Source organism: Variovorax trehalosi, from assembly GCF_051216415.1.
Lineage (GTDB): Bacteria > Pseudomonadota > Gammaproteobacteria > Burkholderiales > Burkholderiaceae_C > Variovorax.
This window is the reverse complement of the sequence record NZ_JBPJZG010000002.1, coordinates 701,792-727,856: the sequence shown is the minus strand read 5'-3', so window position 1 is coordinate 727,856 and position 26,065 is coordinate 701,792. Positions and strand designations below refer to the sequence as shown.

Here is a 26,065-nt window from a genome sequence, read left to right as displayed (position 1 = left end):
AACGCGCATGCGAACGGCGTCTTCATACCTAGGATCGCAGTCCTTTGAGCCGTCAAGCCATGACATCGACCGCCCATTCGTCCACCGCACCGACGCGCGCCCCGTCCGGCACGCGCAGGCGGCATTGGTGGTGGCACTTCGAGGTGCCGACGCTCGCCCTCGCCGCCGCGCTGTACGGGGCCTGGGCGGCTTTGCTGTGGTGGCACGGGGCGCTGCCGGGATGGGCGCTGTTCCTGCTGGGCGGTTTTCTCGCGCAGCTGCATTCCTCGCTGCAGCACGAGAGCATCCATGCGATGCGCCATCTGCCCAAGTGGCTGCGCCATGCGGTGGTGTGGCCGCCGCTCACCTTGTGGCTGCCGTATCCGTTCTACAACCGCGGGCACAGTGCGCACCACGTCAACTTCCATCTCACGCACCCGGAGCGCGACGACGAGAGCGCCTACCACTCGGCGCCCGCGTGGGCCGGCTACGGGCCGGTGTGGCGGTGGATCTACATGGCGAACCAGACGATCGCGTTCCGCGTCGTGCTCGGGCCGTTCCTGCGGCTATGGAAGCTGGCGCGCTTCGAGGCGGGGCAGGTGCTCGCGGGCAACTTCTCGCGGCTGCCGACCTGGGGCTGGCATGCGCTGAGCGTGGCGCCGGTGCTGTACTTCGTCACCGCGGTCTGCGGCATGGGCCTGGGCGAGTACCTGCTGTACTTCGTCTACCCCGGGATGATGCTGGGCGCGCTGCGCACCTTCACCGAGCACCGCTGGGCCGACACGCCGCACGAGCGCGTGGCCATCGTCGAATCGAACGTCGTCTTCGGGCTGCTCTATCTGTTCAACAACCTGCACCACGTGCACCACCGGGCGCCGACGATGCCCTGGTACGAGATCCCGGTGTACTTCCGGCAGCATCGCGCGGCGGTGCTGGCCGCGAACGGCAACTTCTACTACCGGGGCTACGGAGAGATCGTCAGGCGCCACCTGTTCAGGCCGGTGTTCACGCCGGTGCATCCGGCGTGGTAGCGGGCAGCGCCAGCAGGCGTTGTGTCCACTCGCGGGCCTTGTCCTCGTCGAAGAGCGGACTGTCGGGGTCACCGTAGAACGTCTGCGCCAAGACCTCGATGCAGGCGCGCTGGCTCTCCAGGTTCTCTTCGCAGTCGTCGAGCGCGGCACCGGTGAGCAGCCAGCGCTCGGCGGCGGCAGCGTCTTCTGGCACGCCTTGGCCCCGAAAGCGCATCCAGCCCAGTTCGTAGCAGGCCCAGCCCTGTTCGCGCTGGGTGCTGTCCTCCGCCACCTTCTGCCGCGCGTAGAGGGCTTCGGCATACAGGGCGTTCACTTCCGCCTCTCCATGGCCCTGTTCGGCCAGCGCCCCTGCGTGCAGGCACAGCGTGCGGCCGAGCTGCATCGTGGCGGCGGTGTCGCCGGCTTCATGGCCACGGCGGAAGTAGCCGATCGCGCGCGCCAGGTCGGGCTCCCCGGGTTCGCCGAGCTTGTGCGCCAGGCCGAGGTTGTAGAGCGCCATCGTGTTGTTCTTCTCGGCGGCCAGTTCGTAGTGCCGCACACCGCCTTCCAGGTCGCGCTCGCCACCCTCGCCTTCGCACAGCATGTAGCCGAGCTGGGCCTGCGTGGCGGCGTCGTCCGCGCCGCCATGGTCGATGGCGTGCAGCAGCCACGCGCGCCCCAGAGGGGCGTCGGCGCCGAGGCCCGCGGTGTCCCAGCGCAGCATCTTCGAGAGCTCGCACATCGCCACGGGTAGGCCCTCGGATGACGCGGTCGCGGGGGCATCGCCGGGCTCGCGCACGCCGGCGGCGCGCGCCATCCAGCGCAGGGCTTCGCGCGGGTCGGCCTCGACCCCCTCGCCGTCGCGCAGATGGCAGGCCAGCTCGTAGGCGGCCCGCGAGTCACCGGCGGCGTGGCGCGCGGCCATGTGCTCGGTGTGCGCCTGCTCGCGGCCGTCGGCATGCAGCCAGACGTACAGGCCGGTGTCGTTGCGCGCAGCCTTCACCGGCTCGCCGGCGCTCCAGCGCTTGCACAACTCCGAGCGGACCACCGTGGCCAGCCAGCTGTCGGAGACCGACACCGCGGCGGAGACCCACGGATAGGCCTGCGGGTGCAGCACGGTGCCGTCGGCACGCAGGACGCCCACGGCGAGTTGCCCCTTCTCGACCTTCGCGCCCCGCGGCATCGGATCGGCGACCAGCCAGCCGATGTCCTGCGTACCCCAGGCCAGCGGCTGGAGCGTGCGGTGCCGGCAAGGCACCAGCTCGCGGCCGGCGGCCACGTCGTAGATGCCGCGCAGCCACGGTGCGTTCTTCGCCGTGCGCCCGCCCTTGGACGCCACGCGCACCAGGTCGCGCCGGACCATGGCGTGGGCGCGCTCCTGGCCACTCAGCGGCTCCAGGGTCTCGAACCGGCCGTAGTCGAAGGGCACGAGCACACGGCCCTGCCCATCGATCAGGCCGCACAGGCCGTCGGCGCGTTCCACGGCAAAGCGCTTCGGCCGGGCCTGGGCGCCGCGCTCGTTGGCCGGATCGTTGTCTTCGCTCGTCAGGGAGTCGATGGGGTATTCCTCGAGCAGTTCGACTTGCGCGTACACCGGCTCGATCACGACGCGGCCTTGCGCATCGAGGAGTCCGGCCTTGCCGTCGCGCGTGGCTTCGAAGGCCTCCCAGTCGTGGCGCCACTGGAGGCTGTCGAAACCCGGCGGCACGGCCCAGTCGCCGCCAGCGCGCACCAGCCCCCAGCCGCCCTCGTCACCGCGCACGGGGGCGAGGCCGAAGGGCGTGAAGTCTTCGGCCTCTTCGAACTGCGGCGCAATGGCCCATTGGCCCTGCAGGTCGATGTACCCGATGCGCTCGCCCACGCGGGCACGCACCCGGCCTTCGACAAAGCTCCAGACCTCGTCGACCGAGGGCGCCAACAGCCAGCTGCCGTCGGTGCGCAGCAGGCCGATGTGGTCGCCGACCAGGGCCGTGGCGATGTCGTCCTCGAAGGCCCAGACCTCGTCGAGCTGCGGTTCGAGCAGCACGCGCGGCGCTTCGACGTCAGCGAGCAGCAGGCCCGAGCGCTCACCCTGCGAGATCCAGAGCAGGCGCGGATCGCTCCCGCCGGCATAGCGGATGTCGTCCCACGCAGGCTCGACCACGGTGGTGCGATGGCTGGTGCCGTCGTCGTCGTGCGCGATGCGCATCACGCCCCAGCGGCCGTCGGCCTCGAAGCGCCAGAGTTCGCCGCCCAGGTGGTTGTCGTAGTCGGGACGTTCATGGCCGTCTTCGTCGTCGTCGTCTTCTTCCGGCTCGAAATCGGCAAAACGCTCGTCGCGCGGCGCCTCGTAGCCATCGAAATACGGATGCGACAGGCCGCCGAAGCCGAACTGCCAGGCCCAGGCCTCCCAGTCCGCGAAGCGCTGGATGCCGAGCGCCGCGTCCACGCCCGGGTGGTTGCCGCTGTCGATGCAGCGCCGCACCTCGGTCCATCGCTCGTTGCACTCGCGGCGGTTGCGTTCGATGAAGCTTTCGCCCTCGGCATCGCCACCCAGCCAGGACAGCTCGTCCAGGTTGGCGGAAAAGCGCGGCGCGCTGTCGTCCGGCGTCTCATCGATCAGCTCGGCCAGGTGCAGCGCCAGCGCCTCGAACTGCAGCGCGATCTGCGGCAGCGTGTGCAGCATCGGATGCCGTTCCACAAACGCGTGCAGCTGCCGGATGCGCGCGAGCGCGGCGTGCGCGTCGCTGGCAAGGTTGTCGGTTCCGGCGTCGCCAAAGACGCGCTGGTGGTCGATGGCGTCGCTGGCCGCGCCGTCGGCCAGCAGGAGCTGCCAAAGCACGGGGAAGTTGTTGTTGGCTTCGGCGATTTCGTTGGCCGATGCTTCTTCGCTGTCAGCGCCATCGCCGGTGTTGGAAGGACTGTGTTCGAGATAGAGCCAGGAACGATTACCCATGTGTGGTCGGTGCGTGTGTCGTCCATGGCGAAGGCCATGGGTGGCGCCCAGTTTAGAGGCGCCTTTTCACGCTCACATGACCGCCGGCGGCTGCACCAGGAACTGTGTGACCTGCGCGAGCACGACCTGCTCCTTGAGGATGCGACGGTGGCCCCAGCCCTGCGTGGCGACGAGCTGCGCGCGGGCAATCGCGTCGCGGTAAGCCTCGGCATCGGCGAAGCGGTTCACGCGGTCGTCGCGGTCATGCACGATCAGCGTCGGCTGCGCGATGCGCGGGCCGGCGAACGCGGGCTCGAATTGCGGCATCAGCACGCCTTCGCGCGCCTCGAACATCCGCTGCATCGCCGCGCGCGTCTGCTCGCTGAGGCCGAAGGCGTGTGCGAAGTAGCGCGTGTATTCGCGCGGCGACGCGGGCGGCGCGAGCAGCACGATGCGATCGGCCGGCAGCCCGCGTCCCGCGGCATACGCCAGCGCATTGGCACCCAGCGAATGCGCGACCACGGCGCGCAACGCACGGCCGTCCGCGGCGAGCCGGGCGGTGACGTAGTCGATGGCGCGCGCGAACTGCGCGCCGTTGGTCGCCATGCCTTCGCTGCGGCCGTGCGCGGGCAGCTCGAGCAGCACCGGCCGAAGGCCCGCCGCGGCGATCGCCTGCGCGAGCGGCAGCATCTGGCCCGCATGCCCGCCCCAGCCATGCACCAGCAGCACGACCGGGGCCGACTCAGCCCCCGAGTCCTGCGCCGCCAGGTGGTAGATGCCGACGCTCACGTCCTCGAAGGACCAAGCCTCGCGACGCCAGTCGGCGCCGGGATGCTGCCCGCGGTAAAGCCACTTGGGCGGCAGCGGTGTGCCGAACACCCGGTAGGCCGCGCGCACGCCCAGTGCGGGCCAGAGGCGCTGCGATGCGCCGAGGCCGAAGCGCATCGCGCGCATCAGCCGGCTGGCGCCGTAGTAGTTCGTGGGGGCGGGGGTGCTTGTCATGTAGGCGGGTCCTCTCAGTACCAGACCCAGTCCTGGTTGCTGCGGGGCAGGCTGCGCAGCGTGTCGCGAGCGGCTTCGACGCCAAGGGCGACGGCGTAAATGGCAAGGCAAAGGGCAATGATCAGCATGACGCTTCTCCTATTTATCGCACGACTGTGCGAAATTCTGACAAAGAAAAATGAGGCAAATCTATCTGCCCGATGGCTCAGGCGAGGTAGCTGGAAAGGAGCCGCTGCCAGGTCTGCGTGGCCCTGTCGGCGGTGTGCGGGTCGCGCAGGAAACGCGCGTCGTGCAACTGGTTCATCATGATCCCGTTGATCTCGCTGACCAGTTGTGCGGGTTCGGTGTCGGCCTTGAGTTCGCCGGCCTCGATGGCGAGCGTCACGGTGCGGCGCAGGGCGGCGCGCCAGCGCGTGATCTCCTCGAGGAGCACATCGCGCAGCTCGCCTTCGCGGTCGTCGAACTCGAAGGCGCCGGCCACGTAGAGGCAGCCGGTCTGGGCCTCGACATCGCGGGTGCGGGCGATCCAGCGGGCCACGATGTCGTTCAGGCGCGCGAGGCCCTTGGGCTTCTGCATGGCCGGGACGAACACATCGGCCAGGAAGCCGCGGCCGTACTCCTCGATGACCGCCTTCTGCAGCGCCTCGCGCGAGCCCACGCGGGAAAACACACCGCTCTTGGAAAGCCCCAGGCGGCTCGCGATGACCTGCAGCGAGATCGCTTCCAGGCCCTCGGCCAGGGCGAGGTCCATCGCCGCGCCGACGATGGCGGCGCGGGTGAGTTCGCTTTTCTGGGTTTTGGCGTCCATGTCGCGAACTTTAGCACAGTCGTGCGAAATCACAAGTGCAAGGCAAAAGCATGACGTATAGATGTTTTGCTCATGTGAAACCAACAAACGCATCGTTCCATGCATAAGCGCTTCTGCCGAGAATCGCCGGTCGGTTCCCACCCCGGGGGCCTGATGACACCTCGGCGCCAGATGAACTTCCAACAACTGCGCTCGGTACGCGAGGCCGTTCGTTGCGGCTTCAACCTGACCGAAGTCGCTCACACCCTTCACACCTCGCAGCCCGGCGTGAGCCGGCAGATCCGCGAACTCGAGGAAGAACTCGGCATCGAGCTCTTCGTGCGCGCCGGCAAGCGCCTCACGGGCCTCACCGAGCCGGGCGGCCACGTGCTGCCGATCATCGAGCGCATGCTGCTGGAGAGCAGCAACCTGCGACACGCGGGGCAGGAGTTCGTGGCGCAGCAAAGCGGACTGCTCTCCATCGCGGCCACGCACTCGCAGGCGCGCTATGCGATGCCGGTGGCCGTGCAGGAATTTCGCGCGCAGTTTCCGAACGTGAAACTGCACCTGCACCAGGGCTCGCCCAAGCAGATCGCGCAGATGCTGATCGACGGCGAGGCCGACGTGGGCATCGCCACCGAGGCGCTCGGCGACTACCCGCAGCTGGTCGCCCTGCCCTGCTACCGCTGGACGCATTCGGTGATCGTGCCGCCGGGCCATCCGCTGCTCGATGCACCGCTGTCGCTGGAGGCGCTCACGCGCTATCCGCTGATCACCTACGACACGGGCTTCACCGGCCGCTCGCGCATCGACGAGGCGTTCGAGGCGCGCGGGCTGCAGCCCAACATCGTGCTCGCCGCGATGGATGCCGATGTGATCAAGACCTACGTGACACTGGGCCTGGGCGTGGGCATCGTGGCCGGGGTGGCCTACGAGGCGGAGCGCGACACGCAGCTGCGCGCGATCGATGCGGGGCGCCTGTTCGGCATCAACCTCACCAAGCTCGCGGTGCGCCGCGGCAACTACCTGCGCAAGTACGTCTACGCCTTCATCGAGTCGTTCGCTCCGACCCTGACGCGTGCCATCGTCGAAAAGGCGCTGGGCGACGAGGCCAAGGCTTCCCACTACGAAATCTAGCCCTGCCGTGAGGGCCGTTCCGGGCGCTGTTGCGTGGCGGGTACTGCGAAAACGGCGGGGTTCAAAAGAAAGCGTGCGGCTTCACACAAGGGGCGTACATTCGGGTTAATTCCTTGGCTTCCGGAACGGATCAGCAATGGCATCGACCCCGCAGCAGCAGCAACAGCAAACCAGGGCCGCCCAAAAGGCGGCCGATGCAGCGGAGCGACGAGAACGGTTGAAACGGGCGCTGCCCGCCACGGTGGAGCTCCTGCAGAGCCGCCAGGCCGACCGCATCGACGACAACGACATCGACGCGTATGTGAGCCTCAACTGGCTCGAATGGCACGGTGGGGGCCTGCGCCTCACGATCACCGGGCGCAACGTGTGCGCCCAGTCGGTATCCACCGCGCTGGCCTGACAAGCGTCCCCCCAAAGAAAAACCGCCACAGTCACCTGTGGCGGTTTCGCATGGGGCCCTGACCGGGCATCGGGCGGGTTACTGGCCCGCGATGATCTGCGCGATCAGGCCGGTGGCAATGGCGGCGAGCACATAGTCCCCACCCACGCCGACCCACTGGTAGCCACGGGGCGGCGCCTGCAGGCGATAGGCACGGTAGTCGTTCACCACGTAGTTGCGGCCACGGTACTCGGCCGGCACGCGGCCACCGCGGCGCCATTCGGCATGCGGCTGCGGGAAGCCGCGGCGATCGAACTGGCGGCCATCGCGGAAGTCCTGGTTGCCGCGGTAATCACGGTGCGGACCGCGGCGATCGAAATTGCGCTCTCCCCGGTCGTTGCCGTGCCGTTGTTCGACACGTCCGTTGCGATCGTCGCGCCCGTCGCCGGGCCGTCCGTCGAAGCGGCGGTCTTGCGCGAAGGCGCTTCCCGCTGCCATGCACATCGCGAGCGCCGCAGCAGCGACGGCCATGCTCTTCGAATTGATGTTCATCTGGAACTCCTTCATGCGTTGATGACGAGTTCATTGTGTGCCGCTGTTGTGTCTGGCCGGCTCACTTCAGGTCGCCGTCAGGTGAAATCAGGTAAGCGCTGGTATCGGGGCGGCGCGTTGTCCTTCACTGCGGGGCGTATCGGTTGACCACGACGCCGCATTCGTAGCCCGTCGATCCGAGCAAACGCAATGCGTGCCCCTTGCGCTGGTCGTGAAACACCGAGCGCCCCGCGCCCACGGCGGTGGGATTGACGAAGAACTGGAACTCGTCGACCAGCCCCTCGGTCACGAGCGACGACGCGAAGCCAACACCGCCGATGACGAGGATGTCCTTGCCCTCCTGCCGCTTGAGCGCGCTCACCTCTTCGACCAAGCCGCCGCGCGCAATGACGGTGCGCTCCCAGCGCGACGTCTTCAGCTTGTCGGTAAGCACGACCTTCTGCGCATCGACCACCTTCTGCGCGAAAGCGAATCGCGGGTTGGCCGGATAGTTCTTCGCCGCGCGCCCCCAGTGGTCGAGGTAGCCCTCCTCCACGATCTTGCGGCTCAGCAAGATCGTGTCGACGCCTTCGAAGACGGTGTTGAAGTAGGCCTTCAATTTATCGTCCCACGCCCAGCGATCGCCCCAGCCCCAGACCTGCCAGTCGAGGTTGCCGTTGGCAGGCGAGACGTAGCCATCGACGGACATCTGCATCTGCAATATGAGCTTTCGCATGGTGGCTCTCTTCGGGGTCTGATTGGCTTACTGCTCTTGAAATGCAAGCAGTCATCAGTATTCGATGACCGATGCGAAAATGCAAGCAGTTTTTCGAACGCACCGCAAACCCCGATGGCCACTCAACAGAAATCGCTTTGCCCGATCAACCTCGCGCTCGAAGTCTTCGGCGACCGCTGGAGCCTCCTGATCGTTCGCGACATGATGTTTGCCGGCAAGCGGCATTTCAGGGAATTCCTGCAGTCCGAGGAAGGCATCTCCTCGAACATCCTGACCGAGCGCCTGGGCAAGCTCGTCGAGTATGGCGTGCTCAGCAAGACCGACGATCCGACCCACAAGCAGAAGGCCATCTACAGCCTCACACCGATGGGCATCGACCTGCTGCCGGTGATAACGCAGATCGGCATCTGGGGGCGCAAGTACACGCAGGCGACCAAGGAAAGCGGGGCGCCCGCGGCGGCGCTGGAGAAAGGCGGGCCGGCGCTGCAGAAGAAGATGCAGGCCGACCTGCGCAAGGCGCACCTGGGCCGGAGCGGAACAGCCTGAGCGCCTCAGCCCCCGACCATGCTGTTGACCCGGTGACTGCGCGCGCCGTGCTTCACGTGGAGATCCACCGGCGGCAGGTCGAGTTCGATCAGCGCGCCATGCGTTCCTGCCAGGTCGAGCACGCCGGTCGATTTCGGCGCCTCAGTGTGCAGCACCACCGCATACGGCCCTTCACCGCGCGCCACGAGCCGCTGCGCGAGTGCATCGCCGCCCTCCTTCTTTTCAACGGCGGCGTTCTCGCGCGGCGACGACAGCACCAGCACGCTGCCGCCCAGTGCGATGACCGCCACGCGCACATTGCTGCCGGGCACGGCCACGGGCTCGCCGATGTGCGTGGCGGCATCGTCGGGCACGGGGCCGAGCAGCGCGCGGTAGCGCGCCAGCGTGGCATCGAGATCGCGCACCGCGACCGCAAGGCTCGCCACGCCGAGCGTGCCGTTGGCATGCACGCGCACCTTGCCTTCGGGCACGCGCAGATGGCGCGGCGTGAGATCGCCGCACAGGAAAGGCAAATCGGCCGAGGGCGCGCGCGCCGTCTGCCAGCGCAGGCGCTCGCCGTCGGGGCGCACGCGGCCGCCATCGAGCGGACCGTCGAGCGAGAGGCCGCGCGCCTTCGCATCGGCCACGGTGACCGCGGTGCTGCGCGGCAACAGCGCGAAATCGACAATGCCTTCGCCGTGCCGCTGCAGCAATTGCCACCAGCGCTCGGTGGGTGACGGTTCGCGCCACGCGATCAGTTCGAAGTAGCTGCCGTCCTCGAACACCACCAGCGCGTTGTGCGTGGCACGGCCCGGATGGTCGCCGCCGCGCACCACGTGGAACCCAAGCGCGCCGTAGTCGGCGATGGTGCGTTCGAGGTCGTGCACCGCGATCACGATGTGGTCGAGTTTCAATGCCATGGTGGGTTCTCCCTGTGTGCGTTCGCTCATTCAGGAGGCAGTGCGGGCAGCGCCCTCGCCGCCGAGGTAGGCATCGCGGATGCGCGCATCGGCCAGCAGTTCGCGCGCCGGCCCCGAAAGCACGATGCGCCCGGTCTGCAATACATAGCCGTGGTGCGCGATCTGCAGCGCGAGGCTCGCGTTCTGCTCGACCATGAAGACCGAGACGCCCTGCCCGTTGATGCGTGCGATGAGCTCGAGCACCTTGTCGACGTACAGCGGCGACAGGCCCATCGTGGGCTCGTCCATGCAGATGAGCTGCGGCCGGCCCATGAGCGCGCGCGCCATTGCGACCATCTGCTGCTCGCCGCCCGAGAGCGTACCGGCCTGGAACTCGATGCGCTCGGCCACGCGCGGAAAGAGCTCGAGCATGCGTTCGAGGTCTTCATTCACGGCCTTGCGGTCGCTGCGCGCATAGGCGCCCATCAAGAGGTTCTCGCGCACGGTCATCGCGGGAAAGAGCCGGCGCGCCTCGGGCACCGAGCCGATGCCCTTGCGGATGATCTGCGGCGTGCCGAGGCCGAGCATCGACTCGCCGTTGAAGTTCACTTCGCCTGAGCGCGGCTTGAGCAGGCCGAGCACGATCTTCATCGTGGTCGACTTGCCGCTCGCATTGCCGCCGAGCAGGCTCACGATCTGGCCCTTGCGCACTTCGATGTCGAGGTCGAAGTGCGCCTGCACGGGGCCATAGAAGCTGTTGACCTTGCGCAGCTGGAGCAGCGGTTGTTTCGTGTCGATGGATGCGGCCGCAGTGCTGCGCTCGGGCACCGCTTCATCGCGCCCGTCGCCCCAGAGCGACGAAGGAGGAAGACCCGTGCGGGCGACGGTGGCGATCATGCGGGCACCGCCTGTGTCTCGCCGACGTGGCGATGGCCAAGATATGCCTCGATCACCGCGGGGTCGTTGCGCACTTCGTCAGGCAGGCCTTCCGCGATCTTGCGGCCGTCGTCGAGCACGGCCACGCGGTCGGACAGCTGCATCACGAGGTCCAGCTTGTGCTCGATCAGCAGGATGGTCTGGCCGCGCGACTTGAGGCCGCGAATGATCTCCAGCATCTCCGCCGTTTCGCTTTCGTTCATGCCGGCCGTGGGTTCGTCGAGCAGCAACAGCCGCGGCTTGAGCGCGAGCGCGCGTGCGATCTCGACACGGCGGCGGTTCGCGTACGAGAGGCTGTACGCGGGATGGTCGATGCGCGGCGCGAGCCGTTCGCCGAAGAGCGCAATGATGTCGAGCGCGTCCTTGCGCAACGCCTCTTCTTCGCGCCGCACGGCCGAAGGCTGCAGCAGCGCGAGCCCCAGCTCGGCCAAGGCGCCCAGGCCCGGCACGCCGCCGACACGCGGTTTCACGGCGCGCAGCCGCGTGTGCGCGCCGACCAGCACGTTGTCGAGCACCGAGAGATTTGCGAACACGCGGCCATGCTGGAAGGTGCGCGCGAGGCCGCGTTGCGCGAGTTGCTGTGCCGGCAATCCGGTGATGTCCTGCCCCTCGAAAAACACCTGCCCCGCATCGGGCCGGTCGAGGCCGGTCACGAGGTTGAAGAGCGTGGTCTTCCCCGCCCCGTTCGGCCCGATCACGCTGAGCAACTCGCCCTCGCCCACCTGAAGGTCGACCGCATTCACCGCGGTCAACCCGCCGAAGCGCCGCGTGAGGCCGCGGATCTCAAGCAGCGATGGCATCGCCCGCTTCCCGCGGCGCATTCGCCGCTTCCGCCTTCGAATTGACGAGCTTCACCTCAGCGCGAATCGTCTGCGGATTGCGCAGCAGGTTCAGGATCGGGCAGTTGCGCTCCACCGCCTCGAACAGCGCGTCGATCTCCTGGCGGCTCGCGGGCGAATCGATGTGCACCGTGTAGCCGATCTCGTGCGGCCAGATCGGCGTCTTCTCGTGGCCGGGCTTGCCGCCGCGCGGATCGATGAGGCCGGTCACTTCCACCTCGAGGCTTTCGAGCGGCACCTGGCGCTCCGCGGCCTGGATCAGGAAGATGTGCGTGACGCAGGTGCCAAGCACGCCGAGCTGCAGTTCGGGTGAACTCGGCCCGAGGTTGTAGCCCGCGAAATCGGGCGGGCTGTCGCTGATGACCTGGTGCTCGCGAATGCGCAGGCGCCGCACGCCGCTGCGGCCCTCGGCCTTCACGCTGGCCTTGAGTTGCACCGGCTGCGCGGTGCCCGCCTCGACGGCGGCATTGCGTGCCAGCACGGCGGCGCGTTTCTCGGCGAGGTAGTCGTTGAGGTGGCTCATGGCGTGTGGTTCTTTCTTCAGACGGTGCCCAGCAGGCCTTGTGGGCGGAAGCGGATCAACAAGAGCAATGCGACCCCGTAGATCAGCATCCGGTACTCGGCCGTCACGCGGAACAGCTCGGGCAGGCTCACGAGCGCGACCGCGCCAAGCAACGCACCGCTGATGTTCCCGAGCCCGCCGAGGATCACCATCGTGAGCGCGAGGATCGAGATCTGCGAGCCGAAGGTCTCGTGGTTGATGTACGAGTACATGTGCGCGGTGAAGGCGCCGCTCACGCCGGCCGCGAAGCCGCCGAAGCCGAAGGCCAGCGCCTTGTAGCGGTCGGGGCTCACGCCGTAGGCGCGCGCGGCCACTTCGTCTTCGCGCACCGCCCGGAAGGTGCGGCCCAGGTGCGAGCGCAACAGGCGCCACTGCAGCAAGGCCAGCAGCACCATTGCGCCGAACGACGCCCAGTAGATGGCTTCGTTCGACGACGCATTGCGCCCGAACAGCGAGAGCGGCGGAATCCCCGAGATGCCGATGGGTCCGCGCGTGAGGCTTTCCCAGTTGAGGATGGTCAGCGCCACGATCTCGCCGATGCCCAGCGTGGCGATCGACACGTAGTGCCCGCGCAGCCGGAACGCCGGAAAGATCAACGCGGTGCCGATCAGCGAGGTGAGGATCCCCGCGAGCACGATGCCCGTGCCGACCGGCAGGTGTAGGTCTAGCACCAGCAGCGACGAGGCATACGCACCGATGGCCAGCAGCCCCGCATGGCCGAGCGAGATCTGCCCGATGGTGCCGGCGACCAGCGTGAGGCTCAGCGCGAGCGCGGCGTAGAGCCACGCATTGGTGAGCGTCTGCAGGAGATACGGCGATGGATCGAAGAACGGCAACGCCACCGCCGCGGCGAAGAGCGCGAGCAGCAGCCTGCGCGGCACATGCCACGGCTTGCTCGGCGCAATGAAGGTGCCGGTCAGCGGCTCGGGCGGCAGTGCGCGCTTGCGGCCGAAAAGGCCGTTCGGCTTCCCCACCAGGATCACCAGCAGCAACGCAAACGCAAAGAGGTTGCGGTAGGGTGTGCCGAGGATCGCCACGCCGTAGCTCTCGATCAGCCCCAGCAGCAGGCTGCCGACGATGGCGCCCGGCACGTTGCCCACGCCGCCGACCACGGTGGCCACCACGCCCTTGAGCGTCGCCTGGAAGCTCATCGCCGGGCTGATGTTGTTGTAGTACATGCCCACCAGCAGGCCCGAGAGCCCGCCCAGCGCGGCGGCGATGGCGAACACCGTCTGGTTCACGCGATCGACATCCACGCCCATCTGCTGCGCCGCGTCGCGGTCCTGCGCGGTGGCGCGCACGGCCCAGCCCAGCTTCGTGAAACGCAGGAAGACGAACAGCACCGCCGCGCTCGCGATGCCGATGCCCGCGATCAGGAGGTCCAGCGCGCCGATGGTGCCGGTGCCGATCTTCAGGCGCCAGTCGGGCAGCTGCGTGGGCAGCGAACGCGGATCGGGGCTGAAGATCAGCTGCACGAGGATGTCAAGCACGAAGCTGATGCCGATGGTGGCCAGCAGCGGCGCGATGCGCGCGGCCCCCTGCAGCGGCCGAAGCCCCACGCGCTCGATCAGCATGCCCAGCGCGCCCGAGCCCAGCACCACGAGCGCGATGGTCACGGGCAGCGGCGTGTGCAGGTAGGTGATGCTCGCCCAGCCGATGTACGCGCCCACGGTGTAGACCGAGCCGTGCGCGAAGTTGATCAGGTGCGAGACACCGAAGATCAGCGCGAGCCCGACCGCCAGCAACGCATAGATGTTGCCGATGATCAGGCCGTTGACCGTGTAGTCGAAGAACGAGGTGAAGCTCATTTATTTGGCCAACGCCACCGCCCCGGCCTTCTCGTCGATCTGCGCCCATTTGCCGTCCTTGACCACCAGGTTCACGCTCTTCACGCCGATCACGCGGCGCGTCTGCGCATCGAAGCTGGCCTTGCCGAAGATCACGCTGGGCACGTCCTTGATCTTGTAGAACGCATCGCGCACGGCCTTGCGGTCGGCCTTCGGGCCGGTCTGGCGCAGCGCGGCGGCCGCGTACACCACGGCGTCGTAGGCATAGGCGTTGAAGGCGTCGGGCTCCTTGCCGTACTTGGCGCGGAAGCTCTTCACGAACTCCTGCACCTCGGCGCGCGGTTCCTCGGGGAAGAAGGCGGTGTTGGTGTGGATGCCGTTCACGGCCGCGCCGCCGAGCTCGATGAACTTCGGCGAATACACCGAGCCCACCGCCGCGATGGGTTGCTTCAGCCCCACGCTGCGCACCTGGCCCGCGATGAGCGCACCGTCGGGGTAGTAGGAGATCAGCACCAGCCCGTCGGGGTTGGCATCGCGCACGCGCACCAGCGTCGAGCGGAAGTCTTTCTCGTCGGGCTGGTAGCCCTCGGCAATGGCGAGCTGCGCACCGCGCTCCTGCGCGGCCTTCACGAGCACGTCCTTGCTGGTGCGGCCCCAGTCGGTGTTGAGGTAGAGCACCGCGATGCGCTTGAAGCCCAGCGTCTTCACCGCAAGGTCGGCCAGCAGCGGCTGCGCATCGGCTTGGCTGATCGATGGGCTCCAGATGTAGTCGCCGCCCTTGGTGAAGTCGGGGTGCGAGTTGGTGAAGCCCAGTTGCACGAGGCCCGCGCGCTGGTAGATCGGCGAGGCGGCCATCGAGGCGGGGCTCGAGAAATCGCCGAGCTCGATGAGCACGCGCTTGTCGTTCACCAGCTTCTGCGCGATGGCCACCGACTGGCGCGGATCGCTCTGGCTGTCCTCGAAGTTGTAGGCCAGCGGCCGGCCGTGGATGCCGCCCTGCGCATTGATGTGGTCGAGCGCGAGGTCGAAGCCCGCCTTCCATTGCGCGCCGTACTGCGCGTTCTGCCCGGTGAGCGGACCGCTCACGCCGAACCACACCGGCTCGCCGGTAGCGGGCGCGGCAAGGGCTGCGAAAGGCGTGGCCAGCAGCACGGCGGAGAGTGCGACCACATGGCGCAGGAAGCGATGGCGATTGAGCAGCGGCATGACGTCGGACCTCGGTGATGAATGAGCGTGCAGGGCAACGATTCTTCGCCGCGTCCCCTGACCGGGGAACGAACAAAAACGGGGAGGCTTATGCGCTTTCCGAGCAAGCAAAGGGTCAATTGCCGGCGGGCGCGCGGCCCGCGTTTAAGCTGCGCGCTTCATGAAACGACGACACCTCCTCCAACTGATGTGCGGCGTGCCAGCCGCGGCCGTCCTGGCCGCCTGCGGCAAGCGCAAGCCCTCCGCCGCAGCGCTCAAATCCGATGCCCGCGTGCTGGCGATCGGCGACAGCCTGACCTTCGGCTATGGCGCGCCCCCCGATGCCTCGTGGCCCGTGAAACTGGGCGAGATCACCGGCTGGCAGATCGAGAACGCGGGCGTCAACGGCGACACCTCGGCTGGCGCATTGCAGCGCCTGCCGTCGCTGCTGGCCGCGGGCAGCTACGACGCGATCCTGATCGGCATCGGCGGCAACGACATGCTGCGCGGTGTCTCGGCCTCGGCCACGCGCGACAACATCGCAGCGCTCGTGAAAGAGGCGCGCGAGCACACGCCGCATGTCGCGCTGCTGGCCACGCCCGCGCCCGACGCGATGCGCGCGTTCGTCGGTTCGCTCAGCGATGCGCCGTTCTACGAAGAGGTCGCGAAGTCGGGGCAGGCGCTGCTCGTCGCCAATGTGTATTCGAGCGTGCTGTCGGATGCGACGCTGCGCTCCGATCGCATCCACGCCAATGCCGAGGGCTACGCGAAGGTCGCGCAGCTGCTCGCGGACCAGTTCAAGGCCGCGGGCTGGCGCTGAGGCTCAGGCGGCAAGCTGCAGCAGGTCATCGCGGCAAAGCTGCCACCCAAAGCAAAGCAAGCCTTCAGGGCGCGTTGCCCTGCGGTCCCACAGGCGGTGGCGCCGCACGCCCGCTGGAGCCCGGCGCGAGCTTGCGGCCGAAGGCTTCGCCCACGTTGCGCACCGGCCGGCTGGCACGGGCCGACACGTTGTTGACACCCCGTCGCGTGGCGCTGTCGGCGCGATCGATGCCTCGGCCTGCAGCATTGGTGCCGCGCTGCACGCTGTTCACCACCTTGCTGTCGCGCGGCGGTGCCTTGAGGGTGTGGGCGCGCTGCGCCTTGGGCGGGTTGTCTGCGCTCTGCGCATGGACGGCGGCGGTGGGCAGCAGGAGGCATGCTGCCGCGAATGCCAGGGTATGGATGTGCATCTTCATGACGGGCTTCCTTCTTTGTCGCTGGCGTCGATCGCATCGGCGGCTGCCGCGCGCGCCATGCGCTCGCTCTTCCAGTACACGTCGTCGCCGCCATCCATGCGATTGAGCACACGCGCGAGCACGAAGAGCAGGTCGCTGAGCCGGTTGAGGTACTGGCGCAATGCGTCGTTGAGTTCCGCGGTAGTGCCAAGCGCCACGACCGCTCGCTCGGCCCGTCGCGCCACGGTGCGGCACACATGCGCGAGCGAGGCGGCGCGCGTGCCGGCCGGCAGGATGAATTCGGCCAGGCGCGGCAAGGCGGCGTTGTGGTCGGCCAGCGCGTTGTCCAGCTGCAGCAGCGCCTCGGGCTTGAGCAGCGTGAAACCCGGCATCGAGAGTTCGCCGCCCAGGTTGAAGAGCTGGTGCTGCACGTCGACCAGCAGTTCGCGCACGGCCTCGGGCATGGGCTCGCAGAGCAGCACGCCGATCTGCGAGTTGAGCTCGTCCACGTCGCCCATCGCGTGCACGCGCAGATGGTCCTTGGGCACGCGGGTGTTGTCGCCGAGGCCGGTGGTGCCGTCGTCGCCTGTGCGGGTGGCGATCTGGGAAAGTCGGTTGCCCATGGGCGCGCTCCTGGTTATGCGGGGACCGTCGAAGCGTCGATCTTGCCGGCCAGCCATTGCAGGCCTGCAAGATGCTGCTGGTCGTGGCTGCAGAGGTAATGGATGAGGCTGCGCATCGTGAGCGGGCCGTAGCCTTCGAAGACCGCCGTGCGCGCGAGTTGCGCATCGGTCAGGCCCGAGATGATCTCCATCGTCTGCGCGCGTGCGAGGCGGAAATCGGCCAGCACCAGCTTCGCGTCGGCGACGCCGTAGTTGCGTTCGATAGCAAGGGGTTCACTGTCGATCGAGGCCAGCGTCGGGCGGTTCTCCGTGAGGGTGCGCCTGAATCGCACGTGATAGCCCTCGATCTCGATGTCGCGCACATGGCAGAGCTGCTCGATGGCGGTGAAGGCCTCGCTGGGCACGCCCTCCCACGAGGGCGGCGCCCAGTGCCTGAAAGTCTCGGGAATGGCCGCGTAGTGGGCCTCCAGCTGCGAGGGGAAGGCCGCGAGGGCGCTGAGGGTCGTGGGGTTCATCATTTTTTCCGAAGCGCATTATGGTGCTCGCTCCGTAAAATGGCCGATCCCCCTCACCCGTCAGGAGACTCCCGATGAACGCCCCGACCCAAACCTCGCACCTGATGCCGGAGCTTCATCTGCGCGACGTCCCGGCCAGCCTGATCGACGGGCTGAAGGTGCGCTTCGGCGCCAACTGTTCCACGGCGATGGCAGTGCGCACCCAGCACGGGCGCGACGAATCGTCGTTCGACGCGCCACCGCCCTCGGCCGTGGTGTTTGCCGAGAGCACGCAGGACGTGGCCGATGCCGTGAAGCTCGCGAGCGAGCACAGCGTGCCGGTCATTCCCTTCGGCGTCGGCTCCTCGCTCGAAGGTCACCTCCTGGCGGTGCAGGGCGGCATCAGCATCGACGTGTCGCGCATGAACAAGGTGCTGTCGATCAACGCCGACGACCTCACGGTGACGGTGCAGCCGGGCGTCACGCGCAAGCAGCTCAACGAAGAGATCAAGAGCACGGGCCTGTTCTTTCCCATCGACCCGGGCGCGGACGCCTCCATCGGCGGCATGACGGCCACGCGCGCGAGCGGCACGAACGCGGTGCGCTACGGCACGATGCGCGAGAACGTGCTGGCGCTCGAAGTGGTGACGGCCGCGGGTGAAGTCATCCGCACCGGCACGCGCGCGAAGAAGTCGTCCGCAGGCTACGACCTCACCCGCCTGATGGTGGGCAGCGAGGGCACGCTGGGCGTGGTCACCGAAGTCACGCTGCGCATCTATCCGCTGCCCGAAGCCGTGTCGGCAGCCATCTGCTCGTTCCCGAGCATCGAGGCCGCGGTGCGCACCACCATCGAGACGATCCAGCTCGGCGTGCCGATCGCGCGCGTGGAACTGATCGACGTGAACACGGTGCGCATGGTGAACGCCTACGCCAAGCTGAACCTGCGCGAAGAGCCGATGCTGCTGATGGAATTCCACGGCTCGCCGGCCGGCGTGAAGGAGCAGGCCGAGACGGTGCAGGAGCTCGCGAGCGGCCATGGCGGCAACGCCTTCGAATGGGCCAGCACGCCGGAAGAACGCACGCGGCTCTGGACGGCGCGGCACAACAGCTATTTCGCGGCGGTGCAGTCGCGCCCGGGCTGCCGCGTGATCTCCACCGACACCTGCGTGCCGATCTCGCGCCTGGCCGATTGCCTGCTCGACTCTGTGGCCGAAGCCGATGCGAGCGGCATCCCCTACTTCCTCGTCGGCCACGTGGGCGACGGCAATTTCCACTTCGGCTATCTGCTCGATCCGAACATTCCCGAAGAGCGCGTGAAGGCTGAAGCGCTCAACCACCAACTGGTGAGCCGCGCGCTGGCGCTCGAAGGCACCTGCACCGGCGAGCACGGCGTGGGGCTGCACAAGATGGACTTCCTGGTCACCGAGGCGGGTGTCGGCGCGATCGACATGATGCGGACGATCAAGCGTGCGCTGGACCCGAAGAACATCATGAATCCAGGCAAGATCTTCAGCCTCTGATCCATCCGGGTCACACGTAAAAAAGCCCGGCGGCTCGCGAGAGCGCCGGGCTTTTTCGTGGCCCGAAGGCCAGCGTTTTTGGCTTACTTGCGGCGACGTGCCGGTGCCTGCTCCGGCGGCACATAGGTCTGCGACGGCGCAGCGCCGCCATCCACGCCGAGTCGGCCGCCGCCACCGAGGCCCTGGCCGCGCACCGTCTGCGCCTTGTAGTTGCGCAGCGACCGGACCATCTGGTTGAAGGCGTCCATGAACGCGGCGGCAATCACCTTGCCCTGCGCCGTGTTGGTGTAGCCGCCGAGACCACCGGCGCCGCTGCGGCCGGCCAGCCCACCGAAGGCGCCGAAGTCGGTCTTGGAAGCGCTGCCTTCGGAGGCCGCGACCTGCACGCCCGAGCGGTTGTCGATGAGGGTCAGCAGCGCACTGGCTTCCTTGGTCTGCATGCTGCCGCCGATGGCCGCGAGCGCGCGGCCACGGCCGCCACCCACGAGACCGCCGAGCGCGCCGCCGATACCGCCGGCATCGCTGTTGCTGAACACGATCTCGGGCGACAGGCCGTAGTCGGAGGCCACCATCTGGCCGCGGCCGAAGTTGCTGCCGCCGCGCATTTCACCCGACTGCTGCAGCGCGCGTTCGCGCGTCATGGCGTTCATGCCGGCCGCGCCGCGCTCGACCACGATGAAACAGTTCGATTGCTGCACCAGCAAACGCAACAGATTTGCAGTAGGCGGCAGGCGGTATTCGCCGGTGAGGATGGTGTACCAGCCCGCACTCTGGTTCTCGATCAGCGACACCGTGCCGAGCGGCGATTCGCAGCGCTCGAGCTGGCTGCTTTCGCCGGCGGTGGACGAACCGGCGGCGCTGCCGGTGGCCATGGTCTTGGCCGACTGACTGCCCATCTGCATGTCGGTGGTCGCGCAACCGGTGAGGAGAAGCGCACCGACAGCGATGGCCGCGAGCGGGAACTTGGTGAACGTCATGACAGGGACTCCCTCTGTTTTCAGATCTTGGGTTGGAAAAAACCAGCGGTCGAGGATACGCGCAAAGGATTACAGGAATCAATCGAACGAACGGCCCCTCCCGATTTCAAAACTAGGCCGTTCGGCGGATGCGCTCGATCAATCCGTTGAGCGCTTCGATAGAGCCGAAATGGATCGCGAGCTCGCCGCTTTCGCCGCGCTTCGTGCGCTTCTTGATGCGCACCTCGACCTCGGCGGTGAGCAGGTCGGCCAGCTCTTCTTCCACACGCTGCAGGTCGCGCGATTTCTCGCCGGCGTTGCCGCGGCGGGACGGCGTGAGGGTGAACTCGGCGGCCAGCTTCTTCACCAGCGCCTCGGCTTCGCGCACCGACATCTTCTTGGCGGCGATCTGGTTGGCCGCGGTGATCTGCGTGCCGCGGTCCAGCGAGAGCAACGCGCGGGCGTGGCCCATGTCGATGTCGCCGGCCATCAGCATCAGCTGGGCGGGTTCGGCCAGGTTCAGCAGGCGCAGCAGATTGCTGGCTGCGCTGCGCGAGCGGCCCACGGCCTGTGCCGCCATTTCGTGAGTGAGCCCAAACTCGGCGACCAGGCGTTGCAGGCCTTGGGCCTCTTCGAGCGGATTGAGGTCTTCGCGCTGGATGTTCTCGATCAGCGACATGGCGGCCGCGGCCTCGTTGGGCACGTCGCGCACCAGCACCGGCACGCTGTCGAGGCCCGCGAGCTTCGCGGCGCGGAAGCGCCGCTCGCCCGCGATGATTTCGTATTCGGCGTTCTTGGCCGCTGCCGATTCGGCATCGAGCCGGCGCACCAGGATCGGCTGCATGATGCCCTGCACCTTGATGCTCTCGGCCAGCTCGTAAAGCGCGCCTTCGTCCATGCGGGTGCGCGGCTGGTACACGCCGGCCACCATCTGGTCGAGCATCAGCGTGGTCGGGTTCGGCGGTGCGCCGCCCTCTTCCGCGCCCGAGCTGCCATGGTCGGCGGCGGGTGCGGCCGTCGGGCCGAGCAGCGCTTCGAGTCCGCGGCCGAGGCCCTTGGGTTTCTTGGTCGCCATCAGTTCTTGTCTTTCGAAATGTCGTTCAGGAGTTGCCGGCCTTCGGGCCAGTCGCCCAGGCTGGATTCGGCGTTCAGGTGGCCACCCTTGCCAGCGTCGACGAAGCGTGCGCCCCAGTCCTTCGCCAGCTGCTGCGAGCGCGAAGCCTCGCAGTAAGGATCGTCATTCGCGGCGATCAACACGGCCGGGAATGGCAGCGGCTGGCGCACGATCGGCGCCCAGCCGGGAATCAGTTGCCGAAGATCGTCGCGCTCCAGGTCGCCGGGCGCCACCAGCAATGCGCCGCGCACCTTGTGCGCGTTGCGCGAATGCGCGGCCCAGGCCGCGACGAGGATGCAGCCGAGGCTGTGCGCGGCAAAGGCCACCGGGCCGGGTGCCGCCAGCACTTCCTCCTCGAGCCGCGCGGACCAGTCACCGCGCAGCGGTCGCATCCACTCATGCTGCTCGACGCGGTGATCGCCGTGGATCGACTCCCAGAGGGTCTGCCAATGGCCGGGGCCGCTGTTCTGCCAGCCCGGCAGCAGCAGGATGCGGGAAACTGTCATTTGCTACGAACTTGATAGCGCCGTGCCGATTTGCGGCAGGCGTCAGAGGCTTTTTTCGGGAGTGGAATCGGAGGCGGGCGCAGGCGCCAACACGTCCTCGGGAATGGCCAAGTCCGGCGCGATGCGCTCGACCGGGGCAATCGGCGGTGCGACGGCACCGGAAGCGAATGCGCTCGCAGGCGGCAGCTTCTCGACCAGCTCCTGCGCAAAGGCCACGAAAGCCTGGCTGCCCCGGGCTGCCGGATCGAACACCACGCCCGGCAGGCCGTAGCTCGGCGCCTCGGCCAGCCGCACATTGCGCGGGATCACCGTATCGAACACCTTGTCGCCGAAGTGGGACTTGAGCTGCTCGCTCACCTGCTGCTGCAGCGTGATGCGCGGATCGAACATCACGCGCAAGAGGCCGATGATCTGCAGGTTCTTGTTCAGGTTGGCGTGCACCTGCTTGATGGTGTTGACCAGGTCGGTCAGCCCTTCGAGCGCGAAGTACTCGCACTGCATCGGCACGATCACGCCATGGGCGGCGCACAGGCCGTTGAGCGTGAGCAGGCTCAGGCTCGGGGGGCAGTCGATCAGCACGAAGTCGTACTCGGCGCCGACCGCCGCCAGCGCGGTGCGCAGGCGTTTTTCGCGGCGGTCGAGCGCCACCATTTCGACTTCGGCGCCCGCCAATTCACGGTTGGCGCCGAGCACGTCGTAGCTGCAACCGCCTTCGATCAGCTTATCCGACTTGACGCGCGCTTCTGCCACCGAGGCCGACTCGAGCAGCACGTCGTACACCGTCAGCTCCAGCTCGCGCTTGTCGATGCCCGAACCCATGGTCGCATTGCCCTGGGGATCGAGGTCGATCATCAGCACCCGCTGCCCCACCTTGGCCAGGCCGGCGGCGAGGTTGACGGTGGTGGTGGTCTTGCCGACGCCGCCCTTTTGGTTGGCAATGCAGAAAATCTTGGCCATGTCAGTTCTGGGGATCGATCGATCAGCGCGAGATCGCGAGCTTGACGCCGAAGGCGATCAGGAAAACGCCTGCCAGCTTTTCGAGCGTGCCGGAAATGCGGCGATTGGCACGGATGCGCTCGGCGAGAAAGTGCGTGAGCAGCGTCGAGGTCAGGCCGTAGAGGAAGGTCAGCGCCGCGATCGTCACGGCCATCGCACCGAAAGTGACCAGTCCCTGGTGACGGGCCGGGTCGACGAACAGTGGGAAGAAGGCCATGTAGAACACGATGGCCTTCGGGTTCAGCAAGGTGATCGTGAATGCTTGGCGGAAGAAATGGCCGGGCTTGATGTTGAGGATCGGTGCCGAGCCGGGCTTGGCCAACAGCATCTTGAGACCAAGCCACGCCAGATAGGCAGCGCCCAACCATTGCACCGCCTTGAACGCGGTCGGGTAAGCAGCCAGAACCGCCGACACACCAGCCACCGCAGCCCACAAAAGGCACTGGTCGCCAACGATCACACCCGTCGTCGCTGCCAATCCACCACGAATTCCGCCTTTGCTGGTCGAAGTGATCAGCGCCAGATTGCCCGGACCGGGAATCAGGAGGAACAGGATGATGGCGGCGACATATGCGCCGTAGTCAGCGATGCCAAACATGGAATTTGCCTCGAAGAAGAGAGCCAAGGGAGGCGTCGAGTCTAAGCGAGGCCGGCGCACGGAGGGCCGTTCGGGCGCCGGCTTTTGCCGGCGGCGCTGCATCTTTTACGGAATCAGACCGCCTCTTTGCGCGCCCAGACGATGCAGCGCTCTGCATCGAGGCCCGGGACCGTCAGTTGTTCCACGTGAAACACAGCCACTTCTGGAGGCAGAACTGCGAGTTCGTCGCCGGGATTCTTGCCCTTCATGGCGAGCCAGACGCCATCCTGCGCCAGCAGGTGCTTCGAGCCATTGAAGAAATCCGGCAACGAAGCGAAAGCGCGCGAGCTGATCACGTTGTAGCTGCCCTCCAGCAGTTCGACCCGTGCATGCAGTCCGCGGAGATTGGGCAACTCCAGTTCGGCAGCTACTTGCTGGACGAAGGCGGCCTTCTTGGCGACCGCATCCAGGCAGCTCACGTCGATGTCCGGCCGCATGATTGCGATGATCACGCCCGGCAAGCCGGCGCCCGAACCCACGTCGAGCAGCCTGCCCTTCTCTGGGTACTGGCGCCGAAGTGGCGAAATAACGGCCAGGCTGTCGAGCAGGTGGTGCGTCATCACACCGGCCGGATCGCGCACCGCGGTCAGGTTGTAGACCTTGTTCCACTTGAGCATCAGCGTGCCATAGGCCAGCAGTTGCTCGCCCTGTCGATCTGACAAGGTAACGCCGAGCGCTGCCGCGCCTTCGCGCAGCGTGTCGATCGGCGCGCTCATTCGGCCGACTGCGGCTCGATGGCAGCTTCCGTGGCGGCGTCGCGGGCGAAGGCTTTGTGCCCGCCCTTGCGCAGATGGATCATCAGGAGCGAGATGGCTGCCGGCGTCACGCCGGAGATGCGCGAAGCCAACCCCAAGGTTTCGGGGCGGTGCTTGTCCAGTTTCTGACGCACTTCAAAGCTCAATGCCTTGACTTGTCCGTAATCGAAATCGGCAGGCAAGCGCAGGTTCTCGAAATGCGCGGCGCGCTCCACTTCGTCGTGCTGGCGCTCGATGTAGCCGGAGTACTTGGCCGAGATCTCGATCTGCTCGATCTCTGTTTCGGTCAATGCCGAGCCGGTGGCGTACTTTCCGCCGTCCAGCGACATCAGCGTTTCGTAGTTCACATCGGGCCGGCGCAGCAGGTCGGCCAGGTTGTATTCGTGCTCGATGGCCTTGCCCAGCACGCGCTCCGACTCCGCAGCCGGCAGGTTGCGCGGGTTCACCCAGATCGATTTGAGCCGCTCTGTTTCACGTGAAACAGCGTCGCGCTTCCGGCTGAAAGCGTCCCAGCGCGCATCGTCCACCAAACCCAGCTTGCGCCCTGCTTCCGTCAGGCGCATGTCGGCGTTGTCCTCGCGGAGTTGCAGGCGGAACTCGGCGCGGCTGGTGAACATGCGGTACGGCTCGGTCACGCCCTTGGTGATCAAGTCGTCGACCAGCACGCCCAGGTAGGCTTCGTCGCGGCGCGGCAGCCAGGCTTCTTCGCCGCGGCATTGCAGCGCGGCATTGATGCCGGCGAACAAGCCTTGGGCCGCCGCTTCTTCGTAGCCGGTCGTGCCATTGATCTGCCCTGCGAAGAACAGGCCCTTGACCGAGCGGGTCTCGAAGCTGCTCTTGAGTTCGCGCGGATCGAAGTAGTCGTACTCGATCGCATACCCCGGCCGCAGGATGTGGGCGTTCTCCAGCCCGGGCATCGAGCGCACGAGCTGGTACTGGATGTCGAACGGCAGGCTGGTCGAGATCCCGTTCGGGTAGTACTCGTTGGTCGTCAGGCCTTCGGGCTCGAGAAAGATCTGGTGGCTTTCCTTGTCGGCAAAGCGGTTGATCTTGTCTTCGACGCTCGGGCAGTAGCGCGGACCGACGCCGTCGATCTTGCCGGTGAACATCGGGCTGCGGTCGAAGCCGGACCGGATGATGTCGTGCGTGCGCGCGTTGGTGTGCGTGATCCAGCAGGCCATCTGGCGCGGATGCATGTCAGTGCGGCCCATGAAGCTGAACACCGGCATCGGCCCCGCCCCACCGGGCATGCCGTCGCCGGGCTGCTCGGTGCACTTCGAAAAGTCGATGCTGCGGCCATCGAGGCGTGGCGGCGTGCCGGTCTTGAGCCGGCCTTGCGGCAACTTCAGTTCCTTCAGCCGCGCCGACAGGCTGATCGCCGGCGGGTCGCCCGCGCGTCCGGCCTGGTAGTTGTCGAGGCCGACATGAATGCGGCCGTCGAGGAAAGTGCCCGCGGTCAGCACCACGGTGCGCGCACGGAAAGCGATGCCCACCTGCGTGACGGCGCCGACCACGCGATCGCCCTCCACCATCAGGTCGTCGACCGCTTGCTGGAACAGGCTCAGGTTCGGCTGGTTTTCCAGGCGATGGCGGATCGCGGCCTTGTACAGCACGCGGTCGGCCTGGGCGCGGGTCGCGCGCACGGCCGGCCCCTTGCTCGAATTGAGAATGCGGAACTGGATGCCCGCTTCGTCGGTGGCAATCGCCATCGCACCACCGAGTGCATCCACCTCTTTCACGAGGTGCCCCTTGCCAATCCCGCCGATCGACGGGTTGCAGCTCATCTGCCCCAACGTCTCGATGTTGTGGGAGAGCAGCAGCGTCTTGGCGCCCATGCGCGCGGCGGCGAGCGCGGCTTCGGTGCCGGCATGGCCACCGCCGACGACGATCACATCGAATTCTTCGGGGTACAGCATTTGAAAGAGGGGCGCACTACTGAGACGCGTGCGCTGCGCAAAGGGGGCACTGATTTTAATCGGCGATGCCGCCTTGCGCCGGTTGTGTGGGCAAGCTAGGGGGCAATGACAAACTGCCCGCTCCCG

27 protein-coding genes are annotated in these 26,065 nt (G+C 67.2%); 6 read left to right on the top strand and 21 right to left on the bottom strand.

Annotated features, from left to right (window positions below):
• The first annotated feature begins 59 nt into the window (after positions 1 to 59).
• A complete protein-coding gene (locus ACSFA7_RS11450; protein WP_435499451.1) occupies positions 60 to 1,010 on the top strand; it encodes a fatty acid desaturase in 951 nt (316 codons plus the stop codon).
• On the opposite strand, the gene ACSFA7_RS11445 is transcribed toward ACSFA7_RS11450, so the two are convergent.
• From ACSFA7_RS11445 to ACSFA7_RS11435, 3 genes are all read right to left on the bottom strand, one after another.
• A complete protein-coding gene (locus ACSFA7_RS11445) occupies positions 985 to 3,924 on the bottom strand; it encodes an SEL1-like repeat protein (protein ID WP_435499450.1) in 2,940 nt (979 codons plus the stop codon). The two genes, ACSFA7_RS11450 and ACSFA7_RS11445, sit on opposite strands and share 26 nt — an antisense overlap.
• 72 nt (positions 3,925 to 3,996) lie before the next feature.
• Complete coding sequence (locus ACSFA7_RS11440; protein WP_435499449.1) at positions 3,997 to 4,905, bottom strand: alpha/beta hydrolase; 909 nt, start codon at positions 4,903 to 4,905, stop codon at positions 3,997 to 3,999.
• Positions 4,906 to 5,110: 205 nt separating this feature from the next.
• Positions 5,111 to 5,713: a TetR/AcrR family transcriptional regulator gene (locus tag ACSFA7_RS11435; RefSeq protein ID WP_176661066.1), complete on the bottom strand. Its 603-nt coding sequence runs from the start codon at positions 5,711 to 5,713 to the stop codon at positions 5,111 to 5,113.
• A gap of 171 nt (positions 5,714 to 5,884) precedes the next feature.
• Between ACSFA7_RS11435 and ACSFA7_RS11430 the strand changes: the two genes are divergently transcribed.
• Both ACSFA7_RS11430 and ACSFA7_RS11425 read left to right on the top strand, forming a co-directional pair.
• Positions 5,885 to 6,829 (top strand): CysB family HTH-type transcriptional regulator, encoded by a 945-nt coding sequence (locus ACSFA7_RS11430; protein WP_013538536.1) that lies wholly within the window; start codon positions 5,885 to 5,887, stop codon positions 6,827 to 6,829.
• Positions 6,830 to 6,965: 136 nt separating this feature from the next.
• Complete coding sequence (locus ACSFA7_RS11425; RefSeq protein ID WP_206176473.1) at positions 6,966 to 7,229, top strand: hypothetical protein; 264 nt, start codon at positions 6,966 to 6,968, stop codon at positions 7,227 to 7,229.
• Between the two features lie 78 nt (positions 7,230 to 7,307).
• On the opposite strand, the gene ACSFA7_RS11420 is transcribed toward ACSFA7_RS11425, so the two are convergent.
• Both ACSFA7_RS11420 and ACSFA7_RS11415 read right to left on the bottom strand, forming a co-directional pair.
• Positions 7,308 to 7,760 carry an RcnB family protein gene (locus ACSFA7_RS11420; RefSeq protein WP_435499448.1) on the bottom strand — a complete coding sequence of 151 codons (453 nt, stop codon included), beginning with the start codon at positions 7,758 to 7,760 and terminating at the stop codon, positions 7,308 to 7,310.
• Positions 7,761 to 7,884: 124 nt separating this feature from the next.
• Complete coding sequence (locus tag ACSFA7_RS11415; RefSeq protein ID WP_435499447.1) at positions 7,885 to 8,475, bottom strand: dihydrofolate reductase family protein; 591 nt, start codon at positions 8,473 to 8,475, stop codon at positions 7,885 to 7,887.
• Between the two features lie 114 nt (positions 8,476 to 8,589).
• Here ACSFA7_RS11415 and ACSFA7_RS11410 point away from each other — a divergent pair, with 114 nt between their 5' ends.
• Positions 8,590 to 9,021, top strand: a complete 432-nt coding sequence (locus tag ACSFA7_RS11410) for a winged helix-turn-helix transcriptional regulator (RefSeq protein ID WP_435499446.1) — start codon at positions 8,590 to 8,592, stop codon at positions 9,019 to 9,021.
• A 5-nt stretch (positions 9,022 to 9,026) separates the two neighbouring features.
• Here ACSFA7_RS11410 and ACSFA7_RS11405 read toward each other — a convergent pair whose 3' ends face one another.
• From ACSFA7_RS11405 to ACSFA7_RS11380, 6 genes are read right to left on the bottom strand one after another with little or no spacing between them, the layout of a single operon-like run.
• On the bottom strand, positions 9,027 to 9,920 hold the full coding sequence (locus ACSFA7_RS11405) for a VOC family protein (RefSeq protein WP_435499445.1): 894 nt from the start codon (positions 9,918 to 9,920) through the stop codon (positions 9,027 to 9,029).
• Between the two features lie 30 nt (positions 9,921 to 9,950).
• The gene (locus ACSFA7_RS11400; protein WP_435499444.1) at positions 9,951 to 10,796 is read right to left on the bottom strand and encodes an ABC transporter ATP-binding protein; all 846 of its coding nucleotides are present in this window, start codon (positions 10,794 to 10,796) and stop codon (positions 9,951 to 9,953) included.
• Positions 10,793 to 11,635, bottom strand: coding sequence for an ABC transporter ATP-binding protein (locus ACSFA7_RS11395; RefSeq protein ID WP_435499443.1), 843 nt, complete (start codon positions 11,633 to 11,635; stop codon positions 10,793 to 10,795). Before ACSFA7_RS11395 ends, ACSFA7_RS11400 begins: the two co-directional genes overlap by 4 nt.
• On the bottom strand, positions 11,619 to 12,197 hold the full coding sequence (locus ACSFA7_RS11390) for an OsmC family protein (RefSeq protein WP_435499442.1): 579 nt from the start codon (positions 12,195 to 12,197) through the stop codon (positions 11,619 to 11,621). The genes ACSFA7_RS11395 and ACSFA7_RS11390 overlap by 17 nt, the downstream gene beginning before the upstream one ends.
• Positions 12,198 to 12,214: 17 nt before the next feature.
• Positions 12,215 to 14,044, bottom strand: a complete 1,830-nt coding sequence (locus ACSFA7_RS11385; protein WP_435499441.1) for an ABC transporter permease — start codon at positions 14,042 to 14,044, stop codon at positions 12,215 to 12,217.
• A complete protein-coding gene (locus ACSFA7_RS11380; RefSeq protein ID WP_435499440.1) occupies positions 14,045 to 15,229 on the bottom strand; it encodes an ABC transporter substrate-binding protein in 1,185 nt (394 codons plus the stop codon).
• 160 nt (positions 15,230 to 15,389) lie between these two features.
• On the opposite strand from ACSFA7_RS11380, the gene ACSFA7_RS11375 reads away from it, so the two are divergent.
• The gene (locus ACSFA7_RS11375; protein WP_435499439.1) at positions 15,390 to 16,028 is read left to right on the top strand and encodes a GDSL-type esterase/lipase family protein; all 639 of its coding nucleotides are present in this window, start codon (positions 15,390 to 15,392) and stop codon (positions 16,026 to 16,028) included.
• 64 nt (positions 16,029 to 16,092) lie between these two features.
• Here ACSFA7_RS11375 and ACSFA7_RS11370 read toward each other — a convergent pair whose 3' ends face one another.
• From ACSFA7_RS11370 to ACSFA7_RS11360, 3 genes are read right to left on the bottom strand one after another with little or no spacing between them, the layout of a single operon-like run.
• Entirely contained in the window at positions 16,093 to 16,443 is a 351-nt protein-coding gene (locus tag ACSFA7_RS11370) for a hypothetical protein (protein ID WP_435499438.1), read from the bottom strand.
• A complete protein-coding gene (locus ACSFA7_RS11365; RefSeq protein WP_435499437.1) occupies positions 16,440 to 17,045 on the bottom strand; it encodes a cob(I)yrinic acid a,c-diamide adenosyltransferase in 606 nt (201 codons plus the stop codon). Before ACSFA7_RS11365 ends, ACSFA7_RS11370 begins: the two co-directional genes overlap by 4 nt.
• A 14-nt stretch (positions 17,046 to 17,059) precedes the next feature.
• Positions 17,060 to 17,560, bottom strand: coding sequence for a DinB family protein (locus ACSFA7_RS11360; RefSeq protein ID WP_435499436.1), 501 nt, complete (start codon positions 17,558 to 17,560; stop codon positions 17,060 to 17,062).
• A gap of 74 nt (positions 17,561 to 17,634) precedes the next feature.
• Here ACSFA7_RS11360 and ACSFA7_RS11355 point away from each other — a divergent pair, with 74 nt between their 5' ends.
• On the top strand, positions 17,635 to 19,059 hold the full coding sequence (locus ACSFA7_RS11355) for an FAD-binding oxidoreductase (protein ID WP_435499435.1): 1,425 nt from the start codon (positions 17,635 to 17,637) through the stop codon (positions 19,057 to 19,059).
• Between the two features lie 83 nt (positions 19,060 to 19,142).
• Here the strand turns inward: ACSFA7_RS11355 and ACSFA7_RS11350 are convergent, their stop codons facing one another.
• The 7 genes from ACSFA7_RS11350 to mnmG form a co-directional block, all read right to left on the bottom strand.
• On the bottom strand, positions 19,143 to 20,036 hold the full coding sequence (locus ACSFA7_RS11350) for a CsgG/HfaB family protein (protein ID WP_435499434.1): 894 nt from the start codon (positions 20,034 to 20,036) through the stop codon (positions 19,143 to 19,145).
• Positions 20,037 to 20,148: 112 nt separating this feature from the next.
• A complete protein-coding gene (locus tag ACSFA7_RS11345; protein ID WP_435499433.1) occupies positions 20,149 to 21,090 on the bottom strand; it encodes a ParB/RepB/Spo0J family partition protein in 942 nt (313 codons plus the stop codon).
• Positions 21,090 to 21,635, bottom strand: coding sequence for an RBBP9/YdeN family alpha/beta hydrolase (locus ACSFA7_RS11340; RefSeq protein WP_435499432.1), 546 nt, complete (start codon positions 21,633 to 21,635; stop codon positions 21,090 to 21,092). Before ACSFA7_RS11340 ends, ACSFA7_RS11345 begins: the two co-directional genes overlap by 1 nt.
• 42 nt (positions 21,636 to 21,677) lie before the next feature.
• The gene (locus ACSFA7_RS11335) at positions 21,678 to 22,592 is read right to left on the bottom strand and encodes a ParA family protein (RefSeq protein ID WP_435499431.1); all 915 of its coding nucleotides are present in this window, start codon (positions 22,590 to 22,592) and stop codon (positions 21,678 to 21,680) included.
• Positions 22,593 to 22,614: 22 nt separating this feature from the next.
• Positions 22,615 to 23,229, bottom strand: a complete 615-nt coding sequence (locus ACSFA7_RS11330; protein WP_435499430.1) for a LysE family transporter — start codon at positions 23,227 to 23,229, stop codon at positions 22,615 to 22,617.
• 113 nt (positions 23,230 to 23,342) lie between these two features.
• Positions 23,343 to 23,984 (bottom strand): 16S rRNA (guanine(527)-N(7))-methyltransferase RsmG, encoded by a 642-nt coding sequence (gene rsmG, locus ACSFA7_RS11325; RefSeq protein WP_435499429.1) that lies wholly within the window; start codon positions 23,982 to 23,984, stop codon positions 23,343 to 23,345.
• Positions 23,981 to 25,939 (bottom strand): tRNA uridine-5-carboxymethylaminomethyl(34) synthesis enzyme MnmG, encoded by a 1,959-nt coding sequence (gene mnmG / locus ACSFA7_RS11320; RefSeq protein ID WP_435499428.1) that lies wholly within the window; start codon positions 25,937 to 25,939, stop codon positions 23,981 to 23,983. The genes rsmG and mnmG overlap by 4 nt, the downstream gene beginning before the upstream one ends.
• Between the last annotated feature and the right edge of the window lie 126 nt (positions 25,940 to 26,065).